The organism is sulfur-oxidizing endosymbiont of Gigantopelta aegis (assembly GCF_016097415.1).
Lineage (GTDB): Bacteria > Pseudomonadota > Gammaproteobacteria > GRL18 > GRL18 > GRL18.
Genome location: NZ_JAEHGE010000004.1, coordinates 1 through 15,992 on the forward strand (window position 1 = coordinate 1; position 15,992 = coordinate 15,992).

General features: G+C 40.3%; 19 protein-coding genes. All 19 read right to left on the minus strand.

What is annotated here, in order from left to right:
* Nucleotides 1-474 (minus strand): TrbJ/VirB5 family protein (locus tag JEU79_RS24835; protein ID WP_214660676.1); only part of this gene is annotated, 474 nt, incomplete at its 3' end.
* 38 nt (nucleotides 475-512) lie between these two features.
* Complete coding sequence (locus JEU79_RS24840) at nucleotides 513-812, minus strand: hypothetical protein (RefSeq protein ID WP_198266608.1); 300 nt, start codon at nucleotides 810-812, stop codon at nucleotides 513-515.
* 16 nt (nucleotides 813-828) lie between these two features.
* The gene (locus JEU79_RS24845; protein ID WP_214660677.1) at nucleotides 829-1,932 is read right to left on the minus strand and encodes a TraG/VirB4 family ATPase; all 1,104 of its coding nucleotides are present in this window, start codon (nucleotides 1,930-1,932) and stop codon (nucleotides 829-831) included.
* Between the two features lie 74 nt (nucleotides 1,933-2,006).
* Nucleotides 2,007-3,005, minus strand: coding sequence for a transposase (locus tag JEU79_RS24850; RefSeq protein WP_246540715.1), 999 nt, complete (start codon nucleotides 3,003-3,005; stop codon nucleotides 2,007-2,009).
* Nucleotides 3,006-3,082: 77 nt separating this feature from the next.
* Entirely contained in the window at nucleotides 3,083-3,307 is a 225-nt protein-coding gene (locus JEU79_RS27205; protein ID WP_198245627.1) for a hypothetical protein, read from the minus strand.
* Between the two features lie 66 nt (nucleotides 3,308-3,373).
* Nucleotides 3,374-4,723 carry a VirB4 family type IV secretion/conjugal transfer ATPase gene (locus JEU79_RS24855; RefSeq protein ID WP_198266610.1) on the minus strand — a complete coding sequence of 450 codons (1,350 nt, stop codon included), beginning with the start codon at nucleotides 4,721-4,723 and terminating at the stop codon, nucleotides 3,374-3,376.
* 10 nt (nucleotides 4,724-4,733) lie between these two features.
* Nucleotides 4,734-4,985, minus strand: a complete 252-nt coding sequence (locus tag JEU79_RS24860; RefSeq protein ID WP_174484148.1) for a VirB3 family type IV secretion system protein — start codon at nucleotides 4,983-4,985, stop codon at nucleotides 4,734-4,736.
* 9 nt (nucleotides 4,986-4,994) lie between these two features.
* Nucleotides 4,995-5,315, minus strand: coding sequence for a TrbC/VirB2 family type IV secretion system protein (locus JEU79_RS24865; RefSeq protein ID WP_174484147.1), 321 nt, complete (start codon nucleotides 5,313-5,315; stop codon nucleotides 4,995-4,997).
* A 69-nt stretch (nucleotides 5,316-5,384) separates the two neighbouring features.
* Nucleotides 5,385-6,338: a P-type conjugative transfer ATPase TrbB gene (gene trbB, locus JEU79_RS24870; protein WP_174484146.1), complete on the minus strand. Its 954-nt coding sequence runs from the start codon at nucleotides 6,336-6,338 to the stop codon at nucleotides 5,385-5,387.
* Entirely contained in the window at nucleotides 6,335-6,769 is a 435-nt protein-coding gene (locus JEU79_RS24875; protein ID WP_174484145.1) for a hypothetical protein, read from the minus strand. The genes trbB and JEU79_RS24875 overlap by 4 nt, the downstream gene beginning before the upstream one ends.
* A complete protein-coding gene (gene traG / locus JEU79_RS24880) occupies nucleotides 6,766-8,868 on the minus strand; it encodes an IncP-type conjugal transfer protein TraG (RefSeq protein ID WP_246540716.1) in 2,103 nt (700 codons plus the stop codon). The genes JEU79_RS24875 and traG overlap by 4 nt, the downstream gene beginning before the upstream one ends.
* Complete coding sequence (locus JEU79_RS24885; RefSeq protein WP_198266611.1) at nucleotides 8,865-10,682, minus strand: DUF3363 domain-containing protein; 1,818 nt, start codon at nucleotides 10,680-10,682, stop codon at nucleotides 8,865-8,867. Before JEU79_RS24885 ends, traG begins: the two co-directional genes overlap by 4 nt.
* A 472-nt stretch (nucleotides 10,683-11,154) precedes the next feature.
* On the minus strand, nucleotides 11,155-11,748 hold the full coding sequence (locus JEU79_RS24890) for a lysozyme family protein (protein WP_198266612.1): 594 nt from the start codon (nucleotides 11,746-11,748) through the stop codon (nucleotides 11,155-11,157).
* On the minus strand, nucleotides 11,736-12,182 hold the full coding sequence (locus JEU79_RS24895) for a S26 family signal peptidase (protein WP_198266613.1): 447 nt from the start codon (nucleotides 12,180-12,182) through the stop codon (nucleotides 11,736-11,738). The genes JEU79_RS24890 and JEU79_RS24895 overlap by 13 nt, the downstream gene beginning before the upstream one ends.
* 55 nt (nucleotides 12,183-12,237) lie before the next feature.
* On the minus strand, nucleotides 12,238-12,648 hold the full coding sequence (locus tag JEU79_RS24900; RefSeq protein WP_198266614.1) for a hypothetical protein: 411 nt from the start codon (nucleotides 12,646-12,648) through the stop codon (nucleotides 12,238-12,240).
* Between the two features lie 84 nt (nucleotides 12,649-12,732).
* Complete coding sequence (locus JEU79_RS24905) at nucleotides 12,733-13,032, minus strand: TrfB-related DNA-binding protein (protein WP_174484139.1); 300 nt, start codon at nucleotides 13,030-13,032, stop codon at nucleotides 12,733-12,735.
* Nucleotides 13,007-14,026 (minus strand): ParB/RepB/Spo0J family partition protein, encoded by a 1,020-nt coding sequence (locus tag JEU79_RS24910; protein ID WP_198266615.1) that lies wholly within the window; start codon nucleotides 14,024-14,026, stop codon nucleotides 13,007-13,009. The genes JEU79_RS24905 and JEU79_RS24910 overlap by 26 nt, the downstream gene beginning before the upstream one ends.
* A 2-nt stretch (nucleotides 14,027-14,028) precedes the next feature.
* Nucleotides 14,029-14,868 carry a ParA family protein gene (locus tag JEU79_RS24915; protein WP_174484137.1) on the minus strand — a complete coding sequence of 280 codons (840 nt, stop codon included), beginning with the start codon at nucleotides 14,866-14,868 and terminating at the stop codon, nucleotides 14,029-14,031.
* Between the two features lie 128 nt (nucleotides 14,869-14,996).
* On the minus strand, nucleotides 14,997-15,416 hold the full coding sequence (locus JEU79_RS24920; protein ID WP_198266616.1) for an antirestriction protein: 420 nt from the start codon (nucleotides 15,414-15,416) through the stop codon (nucleotides 14,997-14,999).
* Nucleotides 15,417-15,992: the final 576 nt, after the last annotated feature.

Sequence of the window (15,992 nt, forward strand, 5' to 3'; positions counted from 1 at the left end):
GTTAACAGCATCTGTTAACGTGCTATTCCATGTTTGTCTGGCATTTCTTAAATTGCTGAAGTTATAGGTTGACCAGTCGCCGCCTTGCGGGAATATGGCGTTCATCTGTGATCTTATCCGGGCGGCATCATATTGAAGTGCTGCAACAGAATTCATGACATTGGTTATTTCAGCAGACTGAATCACATTGTCATTGATCAAACCAACCCACTCAGAAGCGCCTAGCCGATCCAGATTCTTGACCCAATTCGCAACCATTTGTATTTGCTGTGCAGTCTGCGTCACAGATTCTATCGTCTGCAAAACATTTTCAGCACTGGTAATAACTTGCTCTGCGGTTTGGGCGGCCTGTTCTGCCGAATCTGCCGTCCAGAAACCGGTTTGTATACCGATATGAGCAATATCAACAACTGGAATACCTGTTGCATTGACATGTGAAAACGGTATCAATGAGACAACAGACGTTGCAACCATGATTTTAAAGTTTCTCATGAGAACATTTTTTTTCAACATCATAACTCCCTCATATATTCAGAAACCAAATATTCACAAGAAATTGTTGTTGTTTCAGATGAAGCTGAAATCATTTTGTTAATGATAGTTATTGTTTTTTCATAATCTATATTTTTATGTTCAAAGCATTCATTAATCATTTTTTTAAATAAAAATACCCCTTCGTTAGCCTTTGGATCAGTTGGATTCAGTTGAAATGATCCCGGCTTTTTAATCAAAACCTTGTCGGCTGAATATGAAACAGACAAGTGAAATAATAAAAAAAACAGAACAAAAAAATAAGAAATTAAACTTTTCATTGCTATCCTCTAAAAATTAAGAAGCTACAGATAACGGTTCACTGACCATATCCGCTGCCCAGGTTAAATTACGTTGGCGTAATAATAATTCAGCCCATTGCTCCGATGAATGATTCTTTTCCAGATCATCCATAAAAGCTTGATCAGAAGGTGAAGAACGACCGACGAATGCCAGAGCAACATCCCCCAGTTCAAGATCAAACAGTCGTTTACCTTTGGGTGAACGGTAAAAATATTCTTTTTTCTGAACAGCTCTACTCAAATTAATAATTTCAGTTTCAGACAGTCCTAATTTGGTATAGGCTTCCGATGTTAAAGGATCGGTGGCACTGTTATCTGGCAAGAAGATTTTTGTCATACAGGCCGAAAGCAGAGTAGAACAGATTGGCGAATTAATGGCATCTTCAATTTCCTGAGTAGCAAACACCACAAAGACATTCTTTTTTCTGAGTGTTTTCAGCCATTGCCTTAACCGTGTAGCAAAAAATGGGTGATCCATAAACAGCCAGGCTTCATCCAGAATCAACAGAGTAGGGCGCCCATCAAAACGCTGCTCAATTCGATAGAATAAATAACCCAACGCGGGAACAATCGCGCTATTTCCCAAATCCATTAATGACCCCATTTCAATCATTGTCCAGAAGTCATCCTGCAACGTGTCGTTGTCACTATCGAATAACTGCCCATAGGTTCCCTCAAGCGTGTATTGCATCAACGCATCCCGAATATCTTGATTCTGGATTAATTGCTGTAAGCCGCCTATCGTTCGTTGTTTCCTAGGTGAAGTTGCCAACGATTGAAGCGCATTATGAATTTCTGTTTTATCCTTTGGCGTTAAGGTTAAATTCTGTAAATCCATAAGCGTTTCTATCCAACCTTCCGCCCAGTTCAAGTCCGATTTTTGATCAATATTGACTAACGGCTGAAAGGCAACGGGACGATCTTCATTGCCAGGTTCATAGATAGACCCACCGACCGCCATTGTTGCCGCTCTTGCAGTGCGATCTTTATCAAAAAAGACCACCTGTGCTTTCGGGTATCTTAGCCATTGCATAGCCAGTATGCCGAGCAATGTTGATTTACCGCTACCGGTCGGCCCAGCAATAAAGGTATGGCCCACATCACCGACTGATAAAGATAATCTGAAAGGGGTATTACCGGCATAAGCGCCAACTTAAGCCCCCAACCACTTGATTAAACACGACTTACGCCCAGCTCTCTGCATTGTCGAATCATTCCCAAAATCGGTTCAGGTAGACTCTGCAACGAACGTTTTCTCGGGCGTTCGCTAACGCTTTTCAAATAATCACGCTGAAAGCGTTCTTGCTTCGGAAAACAGGCGTTCAATCCTGATTTAATGTCCTCAGCAATCGTTTTATACAAACGCCAGGGTGTCAATGCACGCGGCCCATCCATTTTCGTCAAGGCCTTGGTAAAACACCGCTGCGCGATCTTTTCCGTAACCACCGCATACAGAAGTTTGCCCTGTAAATACAATTCGGCCAATTGACTGTCTTTACGGGCACGTAATTGATTGATCGCCAACAGGCTTTTCAGCCGTTTGATCACCAATTCCACCTGCCAGCGTACACGATAGAGCGCGGCAGCCGTTTCGGTGCTGAGCAACTCGACCGGCACGGACGTTAAAATTAAGACCCATTCACTGAGATAGAGCGTTTTTTCCTGGGCTGTACGTCCTTTGTTCTGCGCTCTGAGTTTCGCTTTACGCCGGGCTTGCGCCGCTTTTTCGGCAGGTAACGGAACCGCATGTACCGTGCAGGCGATTCGTTTAGTATCATGGCACAAATAAACCGGAATAGCCCCCGCTTGTTTCCCGAGACGTTGTAATTTCGTTTCCCAGTCAATTTTTATCATTTTGCCGTGCTCGTCAAGCTCGTATAAATTCATGCTGTGTGCGTTATAGCGCAGCACAATATCGCCACCTCGGTCAATAAAAGGCACCAACGACTTCGGTTGATTGTAGCCACGATCAATCAACACGACATCGCCCGATTCCAGCACATAATGGTCAAGGCTTTCGCCAATCTTGTCCGTACTGACTTCAACCTGGCGCAATGTCAGTGAAATCAAATCTATCGCGATATGTAGCCGATACGTGGTTTCTGTCGCACCGGGTTCCTGCACGGTCGAGCCATCAATAATAACGAAGCTTAATGAACCACTGTCAACCACCTGATGCAACCCAAATACGCCCGATAGCAAGGATTTTACCCAAGGAACGCAGGCCGCCAGTCTTTTTTACCGCCGTATCACTTAAGTGAGCCCTGTAAGTGAGCCACCTCGCCGGCGCAACTCCGCAAGGAGAAATCCAGACCACAGTAGAGCATCACCAACTGTAACAGTTGTAAGGGCGAACGGATCTTGCGCGCACGCGTGAAGGCTTTAAATTCATAGGCTTGTTGTTGATAATCTTCTGGAAGTTCTTGCACAAATTGTTCAAAACGAGTATCTATGTGAGGTGGCTGCTTTTTCATAGGGTTTTCACTTTTGTCGGCAAAAGACTCTATGTGGTGGCCACACCTTTATTTTTCAACACGTAATCAATGATTTAATGGCTTAAGTTGGCGCTTATGGGTATTACCGGTTGTATTACAAACCAGTAAAGGGGCCGCTATCCCCGTTTCTTTCGCCAGGTGATAATCATGTCGATCACCTGACCAAATGGCACTCAACGGGAATATATGTGCCACATTCAAGGTATTAATCAAGGGGCGGCGCACGTTGGAATATACATGACCTGGCAGCGAAGACAACCAAGCATGAAATGAATTGGTTGTTTCATGCCGCGTAGTAAAGCCCTTGCTATTAATCACCTGCATCACGGTATCTAACCGTTGATGACATATATCCAAATCTGGATGCCAGACAGTAATTGTCGAAGTGTAATAACCATACGCCACAACATCATTACCCAGTTCCTCTAAAGCGGCTTCCGCATCAACCGCATTACTTTCAGCCTCGGTATCGACAATACGTGACTCTGTACCTGATGCCTGTTCTTTAACCAGAGTAAATAATGACTTTCGTTTTGAAAACCAGTTCTTGCGATATTTATCAACCTCATTCTTTGCATCTTGATTGTCCAGACAGATAAACCGGCTTGACCAGCGATATTCAAGAGCCAGGTGATTGAGTCCATCCAAAATACCCGGCCATGCTTCCGATGGAAACCCGTTTATCGTAGCCGTCATGACATAGTTATTTCCCAACACAGGAATTTCACCGGGTTGATACGCCTGATCGGTCAGAATATGATCCAGATAGATTGGGGTATCAGGTGTTTTTACCGGATGTCTTCTTGATGAAACGGTGGAATGTAAATAAGTCAGCGTTTCATCATCATTCAATTCAACAACTTCTGGAAAAACATCCCGCATGATTCCGGCAATATGTTTGACCGTTTTAATGAAATAACTCAAGTCTCGCTGGTTATCATAATCCTGGTCGTGTGCATCACGATTCGGATCATCAATAAAAACAGCTTCCACTTTTTTAACCTTATCGGGTGGCATAACCCAGGTAAACGTTAAAAAATAATTGGATTCAAAGTGATCTCCTTCATCTTCATAATGTCCACGCCGTTCTTCATCGACAATCCAGCTTGCAGAATTTGGCCACTGACAGGACACATATTCATTTGTCCTGAAACGCTGGGACTCAGAGAAGTACGCCCATCCAGAACCCAGCCGTTTAAGAACATTGTTCAATCGTGCGCTACTGGATTGAAGTTCAGCCGGTGAAGAACTTCCCAAGTCAGGACCACGAAAAGCAATGGTTTTTTGCAAAACGCCATTTTTTTGCAAAATGACACCAGGGGCAACTAACATCGCCCAAGGCAAATAGTCACTTAACCACTTTGTTTTTTTCCGGTATTCGGATAAATTAAACATGCCATAACTCCTACGGGTCTAACCGGCGAGGGGCTTTCATTGCAAATTTGAAAACATCAAAAAAATAGGGATCTTTTTTAGTCAAAATTGCAAACCCGATATGAAAAATAAAAAAGATGGGGAGCACCCATATTTCCTGCAACCCGAAACCTACGGCGCAGGCGGTCGTCCACAAGATAAACGCCAACGTTCTAGGCAAGCCGACAATCAATATTGGGGTAATTAATCCCCGATGAATAGGGGCTGTGTAGCCATCTTCCATTGTTTTCTCCTAAATAAGCAATCCACCGGTAAAACCAAAGAAGGTCAAGCTCCAGGACAAGGCATTAAACGCAATAGTCAAACCTAAAACAATCCACATGGCACGGCGAATTAAACCACCACCTTCAGAAAACGCCAGACCAAACCCAAAAACGACAATTGAAATCGCACCGATTACACGAGCCACAGGCCCAGTTAATGAATTCAATAAATTGTTAAGCGGGGTTTCCCAAGGCATACCGGTTGTTGTCGCAGCCTCCGCATTTGTTCCCATGAGAAACATTAGGGTAAAAAGACTCAAGAAGAAAATGGTATTACGTCTATATTTCATAATGGTTCCTTTTAAGTTAAATGTATATAGAATTATATACTATGAAGTAAAATAAATGATTTCTTTTCGTTAGTCAACAGGTGAAATTAACCACTCACCATTTTTATATCCAGTCACCTCAGAGATACCCGATAGACACCGACCGGCAGGCGAGTTTTTATCACGTTTGATATGAACGCACAGGTCAATAGTCTGGGCCACAAACGCCTTTGGAGCCACCATATTATTTTCTTCAATCAATTGACACATGCGGGTTAACATTTCGCGGGTACTGTCTGCGTGAATGGTTGCAACACCGCCAGGGTGTCCTGTATTCCACGCCTTGAGTAAATCAAGGGCAGCTTTATCTCTAACCTCCCCAATGATGATCCGGTCAGGCCGCCACCTTAAACTGTCAAATAAAGCGCGCTGCAATGATACATTAGCATCCGTATAAAAGTGAACCTTGTTAAGTGCATTACACTGTAATTCTCGATTGTCTTCAATAATGATGACACGATCACCGGTTACTGAGATGACATCGAGCAAAGCATTTGCCAATGTAGTCTTACCAGAACCGGTTCCACCACCTAACAAGATATTTTTTCGATCCATGACCGCGTTATGCAAAATCTGCGACTGGCTCACCGTTAGAATGCCCTTGGCGACATAATCATTCAAATTAAAAACTTTTTTGGCCGGCAGCCGGATACATAGTGCAGGACTGTCTACCATTGGCGGCATGGATGCCTGGATTCTCGCATTCCATTGGGGTAGTGTACCTGCAACACTGGGGTTATCGGTTGAAATAGTCGTTTGCATGATGGAAGCAACCAGACGGATGGCCCGTTCTATTTCTGCCGTGGTTATTTGAATATCGGTTTGTTCCGGTGGCTCGCCTATCCTTTCAACCCAGACGCGGGTATCTGGATTGATCATCACTTCAACCACATCAGCGTCATTTAAAAGATGCAGAACAGGATCAAGAGCTGTAGTTAATTGTGTTTGCTTTCGTCGAACAACTTCATCACTAATATCTTTCATGGCTTATCCTCCCTTGCAGCGTCTAATTCATCTTCTGATATGGGTGAATCCTGAACCAAATCATCAACAAAATAATGCCCCCCTGATATTTGTGTCGCAACGTAATCACAAAACTGCTCATAGCGTTGTGCGGCATACCGCTGGGCATTTTCCTTGTCGTTGTCTGGAATACGCGGCGTATGAGCAAACCAGAGTTTGACAAACACGGATAAGGCTTCTGCCATCAATTGAATATCCCGATTGGCTTTAGCCAGAGCGCGTGTGTGCTTGTCCAATCGCCTGAACAACAATTTAGTATCAGTTGTTTCATCCAGATAAGCGCGTATCGCTGCATTGGTGACGCTGCTAATAGACTTGCCTGATTTCGCGCAATACTGACGCAAGTTCTTATCCAATTTAGGATCAAGATAGGTCTGGAACTTTTTATTCATAAAGGCAAGTCTCCCCCACTTTGGTCTCTGGATAATTCCTGTAGCCGTCCTTGTTGCCGCTGATTAATAAGGCGGCGTTGGGCTTGTTGATTATTGATATTTCGGTCTTCGTCTCTTTCATATTCCTTTTCATCTTTTATGCGGTCATCTTCTAATGATTCCATTTGTAGTGCTAATTCGTGTTCATCGAGACCACGTTCATTTTCATTATCTATTCCTGTATTGATACCGTCCTCATGAACAGGGGATATATCAAGAGAACCATCAGGATCAATGTTCTCATGAGAAACAGACATTTCTTCCGTCTTTTCGATATAAACCCAGGGATGCGTTATAGGTTTGGGAAATTCCTTGCGCTGTTCTTCTTCAGAATTCGGCGCCGGTAAATTAGCGCGTTTCATAAAACGAGGATCGTTGTAATAGGTAACTTTACGCCCGTAATAAGGGAACAACCCACCGATCAGAATTAAATTCGCATGAGGTGGCATATTGAGAATTTCACCAGGCGTTAATAATTGCCTGGGGGACTCCTGCTCGCTCACCATCACATGACCTAACCACGGGGCCAGACGGGAACCGGCATAGTTGGCCATTTTTCTAACCTGGGTGGATTGTCCCAGTAAATCCGATATGCGCTTTGCCGTTTTCTCATCCAGTGCGCCATAAGTAATCCGAATATGCGAAGTATCCAGAATGGCGTTATTGGAACCGTAATGTTTTTCGATCTGATTCAGAGATTGCGCGATTAAATAGGCACGAATTCCGTAACCAGGAAAATAAGCCAAGCCTGATTCTAAAAAGTCCATCCTCCCCAGCGTTGGAAATTCGTCAATCATCAATAACATTTTGTGCCGGTAATCCGGCTGCGAATGGTCATGACTCATGGACTCGGTAATCCGCCGCCCGATTTGATTAAGAACAAGACGAATTAATGGCCTAGTATCTTTAACCTCACTTACAGGAATAGTAAAATACAAACTGACAGGATTTTTTGAGTTCATCAGATCTTTTATTGAAAAATCAGATTCTCGAATATTGTTAGAAATTACAGGGTCACGATAGAGCGTTAAAAATGATGTTGCGGTACTCAGAACCGCTGACAATTCATTCTCAGATTTATTCAGCACCTCACGGGTCATACTAGCGACGATAGGATGAGGCCGATCACCTAAATGCCTATAGGTCATCATGTAAGTTAATGTCTGTGAAATATTTCTTCTTGGATCAGTCAAAAAACTGGCAACACCTGGAATACTTTTATCTTTTTCGGCATACAATACATGTAAAATAGCCGCAATTAAAAGTGCCTTACTGGTTCTTTCCCAGTGATCATTCTTATGGTTTGGATCACCGGTATCAACAATCATTTCTGCAATACCTTGTGCATCCCTAAATTCATTATCGCCTTTTCTGATTTCATACAATGGATTAAATTTCACGGATGAAACAGATGTGGGTTCAAACCGTAAAACATGGGAGAATTTTTTTCTGAAACCGGCTGTGATTTCCCAGTTTTCCCGCTTGATGTCATAAACAATGACGCTACCCTTCCAGGTCAATAAAGTTGGTATAACTAACCCTACACCTTTACCGCTTCTAGGCGGTGCAAATACCAGCGCATGTTCCGGCCCATTATGTTGCAGCAACTGACCATCAACCGTTTGACCGATAACAATGCCTTCACCAGCGAACAAACCCGCCTCTTTCAGCTCTTTTTCAGTGGACCAGCGAGCCGTTCCATAGGCATCCCCCGCCTTATTTCTCCTTGCCCTCCAAACCGCAATATAAACCAGTAAAATAGCCTCTATTGCAAATGATCCATAAATGAATAAATAAGACGTTGCAAAAACACCTCTCGCATAAACTTCATAGTAATACGTCCATTCAAAAACACGCCAGGGTATATAGACGGGATAGCCAAATAAAATAAACCAGGGATCACCCAGATTTTCTTGATACCCTAGTTCATATGCACAGTATTGCGTTGCCCCCCAAACACCCAGCGTAATTATCAAAACGCCCGATATTAAATTAATGTAATAAATTGAGCGAGAATCCTCTTTTATAATGCCCCAAGGGGCTTGTGTATTTTCGGTCATCGCTGTAGACCTTTTGTTAATGTTTTGACAATAGGTATATTCTGTTTTGAAAGGCCAAATGACACTGGCTTACCCAGTGAGCGTTTCATATTATCTCGCCAGGGAACCAGAGAGAACTCTTTATCAATACCATTGTTATGTTCAGATGTAATCAAAGCATAACCTTGGCCGCTGGGTGCAGTGATTTTTTTATGCAGCGTACCGGTAAACATTTCCTGTTTTAACGGCTTGTAACGTCTTAATGAACTGTCTGCGTAATCTTGTACTAACTTTTGTCTTTCAATGTTATCCAGCATTTTTAACAGCCCTTTTTCATTCCCCTTTAAGCCCAATTCCTTTTGCATAAATTCTTGCCGTTTTTTGATGGCCTGATTCAATTCTGACCCAAAAGAATAAGGCGCATTGTTTTCTACATGAATGGTATCAATCCACGCCCTGCCTTCGGCCTTTATTTGCTGCTGTAACAATCTTTCATCTATCGTACTGATACGAACCTTTCTTGGGTTTGGTGATTCCTGGTCACGCCGTGACAATTCAGCCGTTAAGTTGTCTTCAATCTTCCACAAACCACTACCTAATTGTTGAGCCAGCCCAAACCTGGATAAGCGACTAACACGGCGGCTAATCGCATCGGTATACCCCTCTGGTGTTACACCATTAGGAAGTAATTCAGGGTGCTTTATAACTTGTTTGACATGCTCTTTCTGGTCATAAATACCTTGATTTGATCTAGCAAATGTTTCTATTACGTAATCACTTTTCTTAATCCATGAATCCTGATAGTTTTCAACACTGACAATTGACCCGCGTTTGTATTCTGTAACATCAGTTCCTTTGTCCATTACAATGTAATTAGAACTTCCATCCTGACCTTCAACAATCATATAAAAACGGTCGTTGAGTTCATCATGTAACCCACTTCTCACAAGCCGACCTGTCACAACATTATCATGATCATCTTTATCATATATTCTGTATTTTGTTGGATCAGCCTTAATTTCTTTGTGCAGCGTTTTTATGATGTCACCACGCTCCCCCATTTCACGCAGATTAGTATCCCATCCATCTTGTAATATATATTCATGACTATTATCTTTTATCGCTAACCCGTAACCTACAAGATGATCCAGCCTAGCAATCAATTTTCCGTGTAATTTACGCGCATCTATATCATCAGGATAGACACTCATATCAACAATATTCCCATGAGAAACTTTATCAATTTTCCAGTCCAGTGATGTGAATCGTTCTTGTGTAATTTCCTTATTCAATGTTGTATCTATTTCATGTTCACTACGATGACCAAGTTCTTGTGTTGCCAGTTCTCTTGCTCGGTTCCTTATTCCATTCGATATATACTCACGATCAATCCAGACTTCTTCACCGTTTTTATCTAATCCACTAATCACTAAATGGGTGTGAGGATTGTCTGTGTTGTAATGATTTGCGGCCGTCCACACCAGATCACGGCCAAGGTCTGTTTGCACCCTTTCCATTAACTCGCGAGTGTATTCTGTAAGATTAAGTTCGTGTGCATCTTCCGGTGAAATGATAACCCTGAATTGGTGTGGCTCTCCTTCTGTATGTTCTGCCCATTCAATGTTTTTTTCTGTCCATTCTGTTAGGTCTTTATTCGATGTTTTACTATCAAATAGTTCCGCCTCTTTTCCGTCTTTTCCGGCCCCGTCTCTTTCAATATATTTCATGTGCAAACCGGCTGATTTTTTCCCGTAGGAGTTATTCATTTTAACAACACGGGCTTTGACGACAACACGCCTTGCTGAACTGCCTACGTTATAAACGGATTCTGCCATTCTTCCTCGCCTGGGACTTCCACCTCGGCTTGCACCTTTCCTGCCGTTTTTTTTCTGTCTCAATCCGACGCGCTTTGAAACATTGTTCCTGAAGCTTTTAACCATTGGAACAGGTTCGGATTTAGCCTTGCTTGTGGATGGACTAAAGATAGGCAGATCATCTAGGGAATCGGGGTAATTGGACATAAATCACCAATGTATCTATAATATTGCTAATAATATCAATAGTATATCATATTAATAGATATATAAAAACAAAAATGGATACACACTTATATCAATGTAATCAAAAACCTGTAAGGTTTTAGATACATTGCTTTATCTTGCCCTATCTATTAAACGCCTACACATGACCACTTTTTCTTTATTGGCATAAAACCAAGTTAAAGTGTTTGCTTCGCAAACGCTAAAATTTAATTGGGGCTTTGCCCCAAACCCCAAGGTATTTAAACAAGGATGATAGGTATTATTTTTATTTATCATCTAACATTTCACCACGTTCTTTGTCTATGTTGAAGTCTATAAAAACACTCTCTTTACTTCTTTTACCTTTTCCTATATCAAGGTGAACCGATTGGTTTTTTATCAAAGAGTTTTCATTTTTTTGGTTACTTTTTGACACAAATTGAATGCCTTTATGGATCACTTTATTGGTAAAAATGATTGACTTTTGACCTGTATATTTTGCATATTTTTTTATTGAACAGGTCGATATATCAATTTTACCTTCAGCTTTACAATGATCCATAAACATATCAATATTGGCTGTTCCTAACTGTATATTTAAACATTCATCAAGAAGATCATTGGCTGTATATCCGTTATTAATAGCATCACTTAAAGGGATTCCCATTAGTCCAATATAGGATTCCTTACCTGATTTCATAATTTCATTGATAGCACTAATTGAGTCATCTTTGTTCTGATAACCAACACCAAATTTAGAACCTTCAACTCTAACGTATATTGGATTGTTAAAGCTCTCATTCATGATGATTGACTGAATCAAATTATCATCGAATTTAATTGATAATGAGCATGAAAGAATCAGACTTAAAATATCCATAGTGGCGTTGCCTTTGCAATTAACTCGGCAGCAGGTATAGGACCATAATATCTTGAATCGAAGCTCTTGGAATTATCTATAAAGACAAAAACTTCTCCTTTTTTTACTGTTCCACAATATTTGAACCAGGGCATTTCTCTACCGTTTGAATCGTATTCTTCAATGGGACCATACGAAATATTGTTAACGATTACAGTTCTATTATTCGTACAAACAAAATCACCTGCCTTTGCACTAACAGGCTTTGTCAGTGTATCGCTTACGTTTAGCCACCTTCTATGAATGACCATTTCTTTTACCTGATCGGGAACATCAAAAACAATCAGATCACCATTTTTTACAGATTCAATATCAATGTCATTATTCAGATAATAAAAACCTTTTGGTATGCTATCTGTATGGTTATAAACGAGATATTTTTTGCCAGAATTCATAAAAATTATGGCTATAAATATGAATGTAGACAATACCAATAAAACAGGAATCAGATTAACTGGTTTCCTTTTCAAGGAGAGATAATAGATGTTTTTTTCCATAGCTTTTAGAATTAATAATTGCTTGAACCCTTAACCAAAAATCATCATCAAACTGATTTGGATCATAGCCATGATCTTCTAACCATTTCAGAGTTTTTATCAATTTATTTTTTTGCATGATATTGTTCCCATGAGAAATCAGATTGACTCCAGGACTTACAAATGGAATGGATATATCACCAACACCACGAAATAAATAAACATTTGTTTTTCTGACAACCGTTTCATAAAGAAATAATTCATTTTCACTCACTAGAGCAATTTTACCATTATCACTATTAACTATTTTAGTTGGCCTTCCATAAAGTAATTGCGTGTAAAATTTGTCATCTTTTCTGAACAATGAAACAGCAATAGTCATCAAAAAAATATTTCTAAAAATCCCCAAACAACAATCATGAATAATAAAAATTGTACAAATTTCATAATAGTGGCCTCACAAATTGATTTATAAAATTGAATGCTTAATCAGCAATTGTTGTTGAATTTTTTCAAATCTTTCTTTCAACTCAGGTGGAACAATGAGTTCTATTGAAGTCCACCCTTCAGGGCAATCAATTGATTCCAGATAACTTCGCCATACACGCAAAGCAGCTTTGTGAGCTGCTTGACGTGTGACACCAAACTTACGACCGACTTCTTCAGAACTCTTTTGATTAACGAGTATTTCATAAGCCATAAGTCGTGTTCTTTCGCTTATTTTTATGTTACTTATAACAGTATTAAACTTTTTCTTTGTTAACTTCATTGACAAAATTCATCCAGTCATCGTTAGATATTTCAATATCAATTAATACGCCGTCATCAAATGTGAAAGACAGTAACTTTCTATCTTGTAATGACTCAACTTTAAATGAATCTGGTACACCACCTACATTTAATAGCTTATCCTTTTTAACCTTTTTAGGTTTATTTTGTTCTTTTTTTCCATTTTCCATAGTGCTATCAGAGCTATCATTTAATACCGTTTCTATCGTATTAATTGACTCAATAACATCATCATTAAGTTTTACAGCATCAACATCATTTGAAGAATCAATATCAATAACATTGTTTTTCTTTGGCTTTGAAAGCCGTCTTTTTATATCTTCAACTTGCGTTCGCAATGATGTTCTTATTGTGGGTGATAGTATCCATGAATCGACTAATATTTTGGCTTCATCATGATTTTTACTGTCAAGTAAGGCCAACTCATAGAAAGCAGCAAAGTCATTGCTATAGCCTAATTTTATAAAGTCCCATAGATAGGAATTAGCTTTATATACGCGAACTCTTTTGCTGACATACTGGCTTTTTTTGCCTAACAATTCCGCCGTTTTTTTGGTTCCATGTGCCTTTGCTATTTTGGCAACAGCTTCTATTTCATCAGCTAATGACATATTATCGCGTTGTATGTTTTCAACCGTTTGGATAGTTAAAATCATACTGGATTCAATATCTCGAACTATGCAAGGAATCGTATCAAGTCCGGCCTTTTTTGAACCATCATAACGACGTTCCCCACAAATTATCATGTGGTATCCATCGTCATTTTCAGGACGTACAATAATAGGCTGGATCACACCCTCTTCCTTGATACTATTAGCCAGTTCATTATCTGCTTCCTTATTCCTGTCCCTTCTGGGTTGATCAGGATCAGGAATGACTTTATCAAGTGAAAGCAAGGTTATTTTTTCTCCCTTTTGAGGCTGATCAAGACTCAATGCGAGATTATCTATAGAGATAAGATTAATATTTTTCATCGTTAAGCCTCGTTCATTTCCATTTTATCGAGTAAGATTTTCATCGTATTTTTTATCTCTTTAGCGGCAATTCTGGTTGAACCTGATCGAGCCTGATACCAGACAGGGCGACGTGAAAAAGCGGAATTACTGATTGCTGACCTTTCAGCAATAACCTGGGAAATAACATTATTTCCTAATTGCTCTTTCATATAATTAGCCACCTGTTTTTGCAATGGGCTATGCGTGTTCAACCTGTTTATTACTAACCCTAGAAACTCCAGTTTTTTGTTTTTTTCTTCCTTAATGGCTCTGATTTTTTCAAAAAGACTGGCAACCCCATCAGATGAAAAAGCGTCTGGATTGATTGGCGAAAAAGCATAATCAGATGCCATCAGTGGAGCCAGCATACCAAAGCCTTTTGTTGGCGGCGTATCGCAAACAACCAAATCAAAATATTCAGACAAAGATCGTAGATTTTTAGAAAAAATTGATGCTGACTCAATCGGCAAACGCTCAACACTGAGCAACACATCATTCGCCGGAATAACAGAGAATCTATGCTTAACTGCATTATCTAATGAATCATGTAAAACATTATCCGGCTCTATATCGCCCTTTTTATGCGGCACAAAACAGACTGTTTTAGTTTGTAAATCCGTCATATCGAATAGATCACTGGCGGTTAAACACTCACCAACCTGATCAAGAGCAATAAACTGTTTAGTGGCATTGCATTGGCTATCCAGGTCAACAATAGCCACACTTAAACCCTGTTTTACGGCATAACAAGCCAAAGCAACACTGAGCGTTGTTTTACCAGTTCCACCTTTATGAACGGTGCATGTAACGATTTTACCCATTATAAAATCCTTAAAGAAAGCGATTAAAGCCGACACCAAGTATATAAATGTATATACCTAGTGTCAACCTTTATGTAATCATGTTACTGAAAATAATCCAAGAACAAAATAATTGTTCTCATGAGAATCTAATCTATTGCTTTGGCAATAACTCCGCCTTCGGGGTGTGACCAGGAATATTCCAGAAGCCAATGATACAAATTAATAAATTGATCACCACCACCAATGGATGACATATGGTTATAAGAAAACAGGCAAGCGACAATACCGGCAGCTTCCAGACTTAGCGATCCATCAAAGTAGTTATTAGCCCAGATCAAATTCAATGATTCAGCATCAAGACTGGGAGCCATAAAGAACCCCCCGTTCGATAATTCATAGAAATTCCAATATCCCCCCTGGTAATCAGAGCAAAGTTTTTCCATGTAATGATAAATAAGGTTTTCACAAATAAGAAATTTACCACCGAAATATTCAGGCAGTTTATTCATACGGATAGATTCAGGAACAACAACTGAATTTACAACAATTTCAACTTCTTCACACATAATTTAATCTCCTAGTGTCTTAAAAAAACCGGTTGGGGCGTGGTGTCCCTCAACCTTGTATATAATTATATATACTTTTATATACTGCGTCAACCTGTTTGTAAACTTTTTAACGTTTCACATGGAACAATATATTAATAAATACAATAACATAGGATTGACAAACCACCCTAGAAGTGATGCTCTTGGTGAGCTGCCGTGGAGAGCTACGAGAACCAAGGCGGTTCTCGTTTTAAATCAGCACGGCTGCGCCGTTCCTCATTTGTCTTCGCTTTTCACACCTGGGCTTTATTGGTGTTGCCCCCGTTTCGCCGCGTGATTCAATGAGACCGGGCAATTCCATTCTGCCAGGAGAAAAGCGAAGCGTACCTTGCAGAATGGAATTGATTGGTCTTGAATTCATGTTAACAGGAGAACGGGTTAACATTAAGAGCGACCAGGTTAACTAATTGCGTAACCCCGCGATAGGGATTGCAGAGGAAATGAAAGGAAGAAGCTGAGTTAGAGACGCTTCGGAAAAGAAAGTGGAGGGACGGAACTTGCTTGTCCGTTAGCTGAACTTACTCAGCCGTTTAT

What these genes read in the sequence shown, in the direction of transcription:
- JEU79_RS24840 (WP_198266608.1), bottom strand. Translation starts at nt 812, where the DNA reads ATGAAAAGTTTAATTTCTTATTTTTTTGTTCTGTTTTTTTTATTATTT.
- JEU79_RS27205 (WP_198245627.1), bottom strand. Translation starts at nt 3,307, where the DNA reads ATGAAAAAGCAGCCACCTCACATAGATACTCGTTTTGAACAATTTGTG.
- JEU79_RS24855 (WP_198266610.1), bottom strand. Translation starts at nt 4,723, where the DNA reads ATGTTTAATTTATCCGAATACCGGAAAAAAACAAAGTGGTTAAGTGAC.
- JEU79_RS24860 (WP_174484148.1), bottom strand. Translation starts at nt 4,985, where the DNA reads ATGGAAGATGGCTACACAGCCCCTATTCATCGGGGATTAATTACCCCA.
- JEU79_RS24865 (WP_174484147.1), bottom strand. Translation starts at nt 5,315, where the DNA reads ATGAAATATAGACGTAATACCATTTTCTTCTTGAGTCTTTTTACCCTA.
- trbB (WP_174484146.1), bottom strand. Translation starts at nt 6,338, where the DNA reads ATGAAAGATATTAGTGATGAAGTTGTTCGACGAAAGCAAACACAATTA.
- JEU79_RS24875 (WP_174484145.1), bottom strand. Translation starts at nt 6,769, where the DNA reads ATGAATAAAAAGTTCCAGACCTATCTTGATCCTAAATTGGATAAGAAC.
- traG (WP_246540716.1), bottom strand. Translation starts at nt 8,868, where the DNA reads ATGACCGAAAATACACAAGCCCCTTGGGGCATTATAAAAGAGGATTCT.
- JEU79_RS24885 (WP_198266611.1), bottom strand. Translation starts at nt 10,682, where the DNA reads ATGGCAGAATCCGTTTATAACGTAGGCAGTTCAGCAAGGCGTGTTGTC.
- JEU79_RS24890 (WP_198266612.1), bottom strand. Translation starts at nt 11,748, where the DNA reads ATGGATATTTTAAGTCTGATTCTTTCATGCTCATTATCAATTAAATTC.
- JEU79_RS24895 (WP_198266613.1), bottom strand. Translation starts at nt 12,182, where the DNA reads ATGAATTCTGGCAAAAAATATCTCGTTTATAACCATACAGATAGCATA.
- JEU79_RS24905 (WP_174484139.1), bottom strand. Translation starts at nt 13,032, where the DNA reads ATGAAGTTAACAAAGAAAAAGTTTAATACTGTTATAAGTAACATAAAA.
- JEU79_RS24910 (WP_198266615.1), bottom strand. Translation starts at nt 14,026, where the DNA reads ATGAAAAATATTAATCTTATCTCTATAGATAATCTCGCATTGAGTCTT.
- JEU79_RS24915 (WP_174484137.1), bottom strand. Translation starts at nt 14,868, where the DNA reads ATGGGTAAAATCGTTACATGCACCGTTCATAAAGGTGGAACTGGTAAA.
- JEU79_RS24920 (WP_198266616.1), bottom strand. Translation starts at nt 15,416, where the DNA reads ATGTGTGAAGAAGTTGAAATTGTTGTAAATTCAGTTGTTGTTCCTGAA.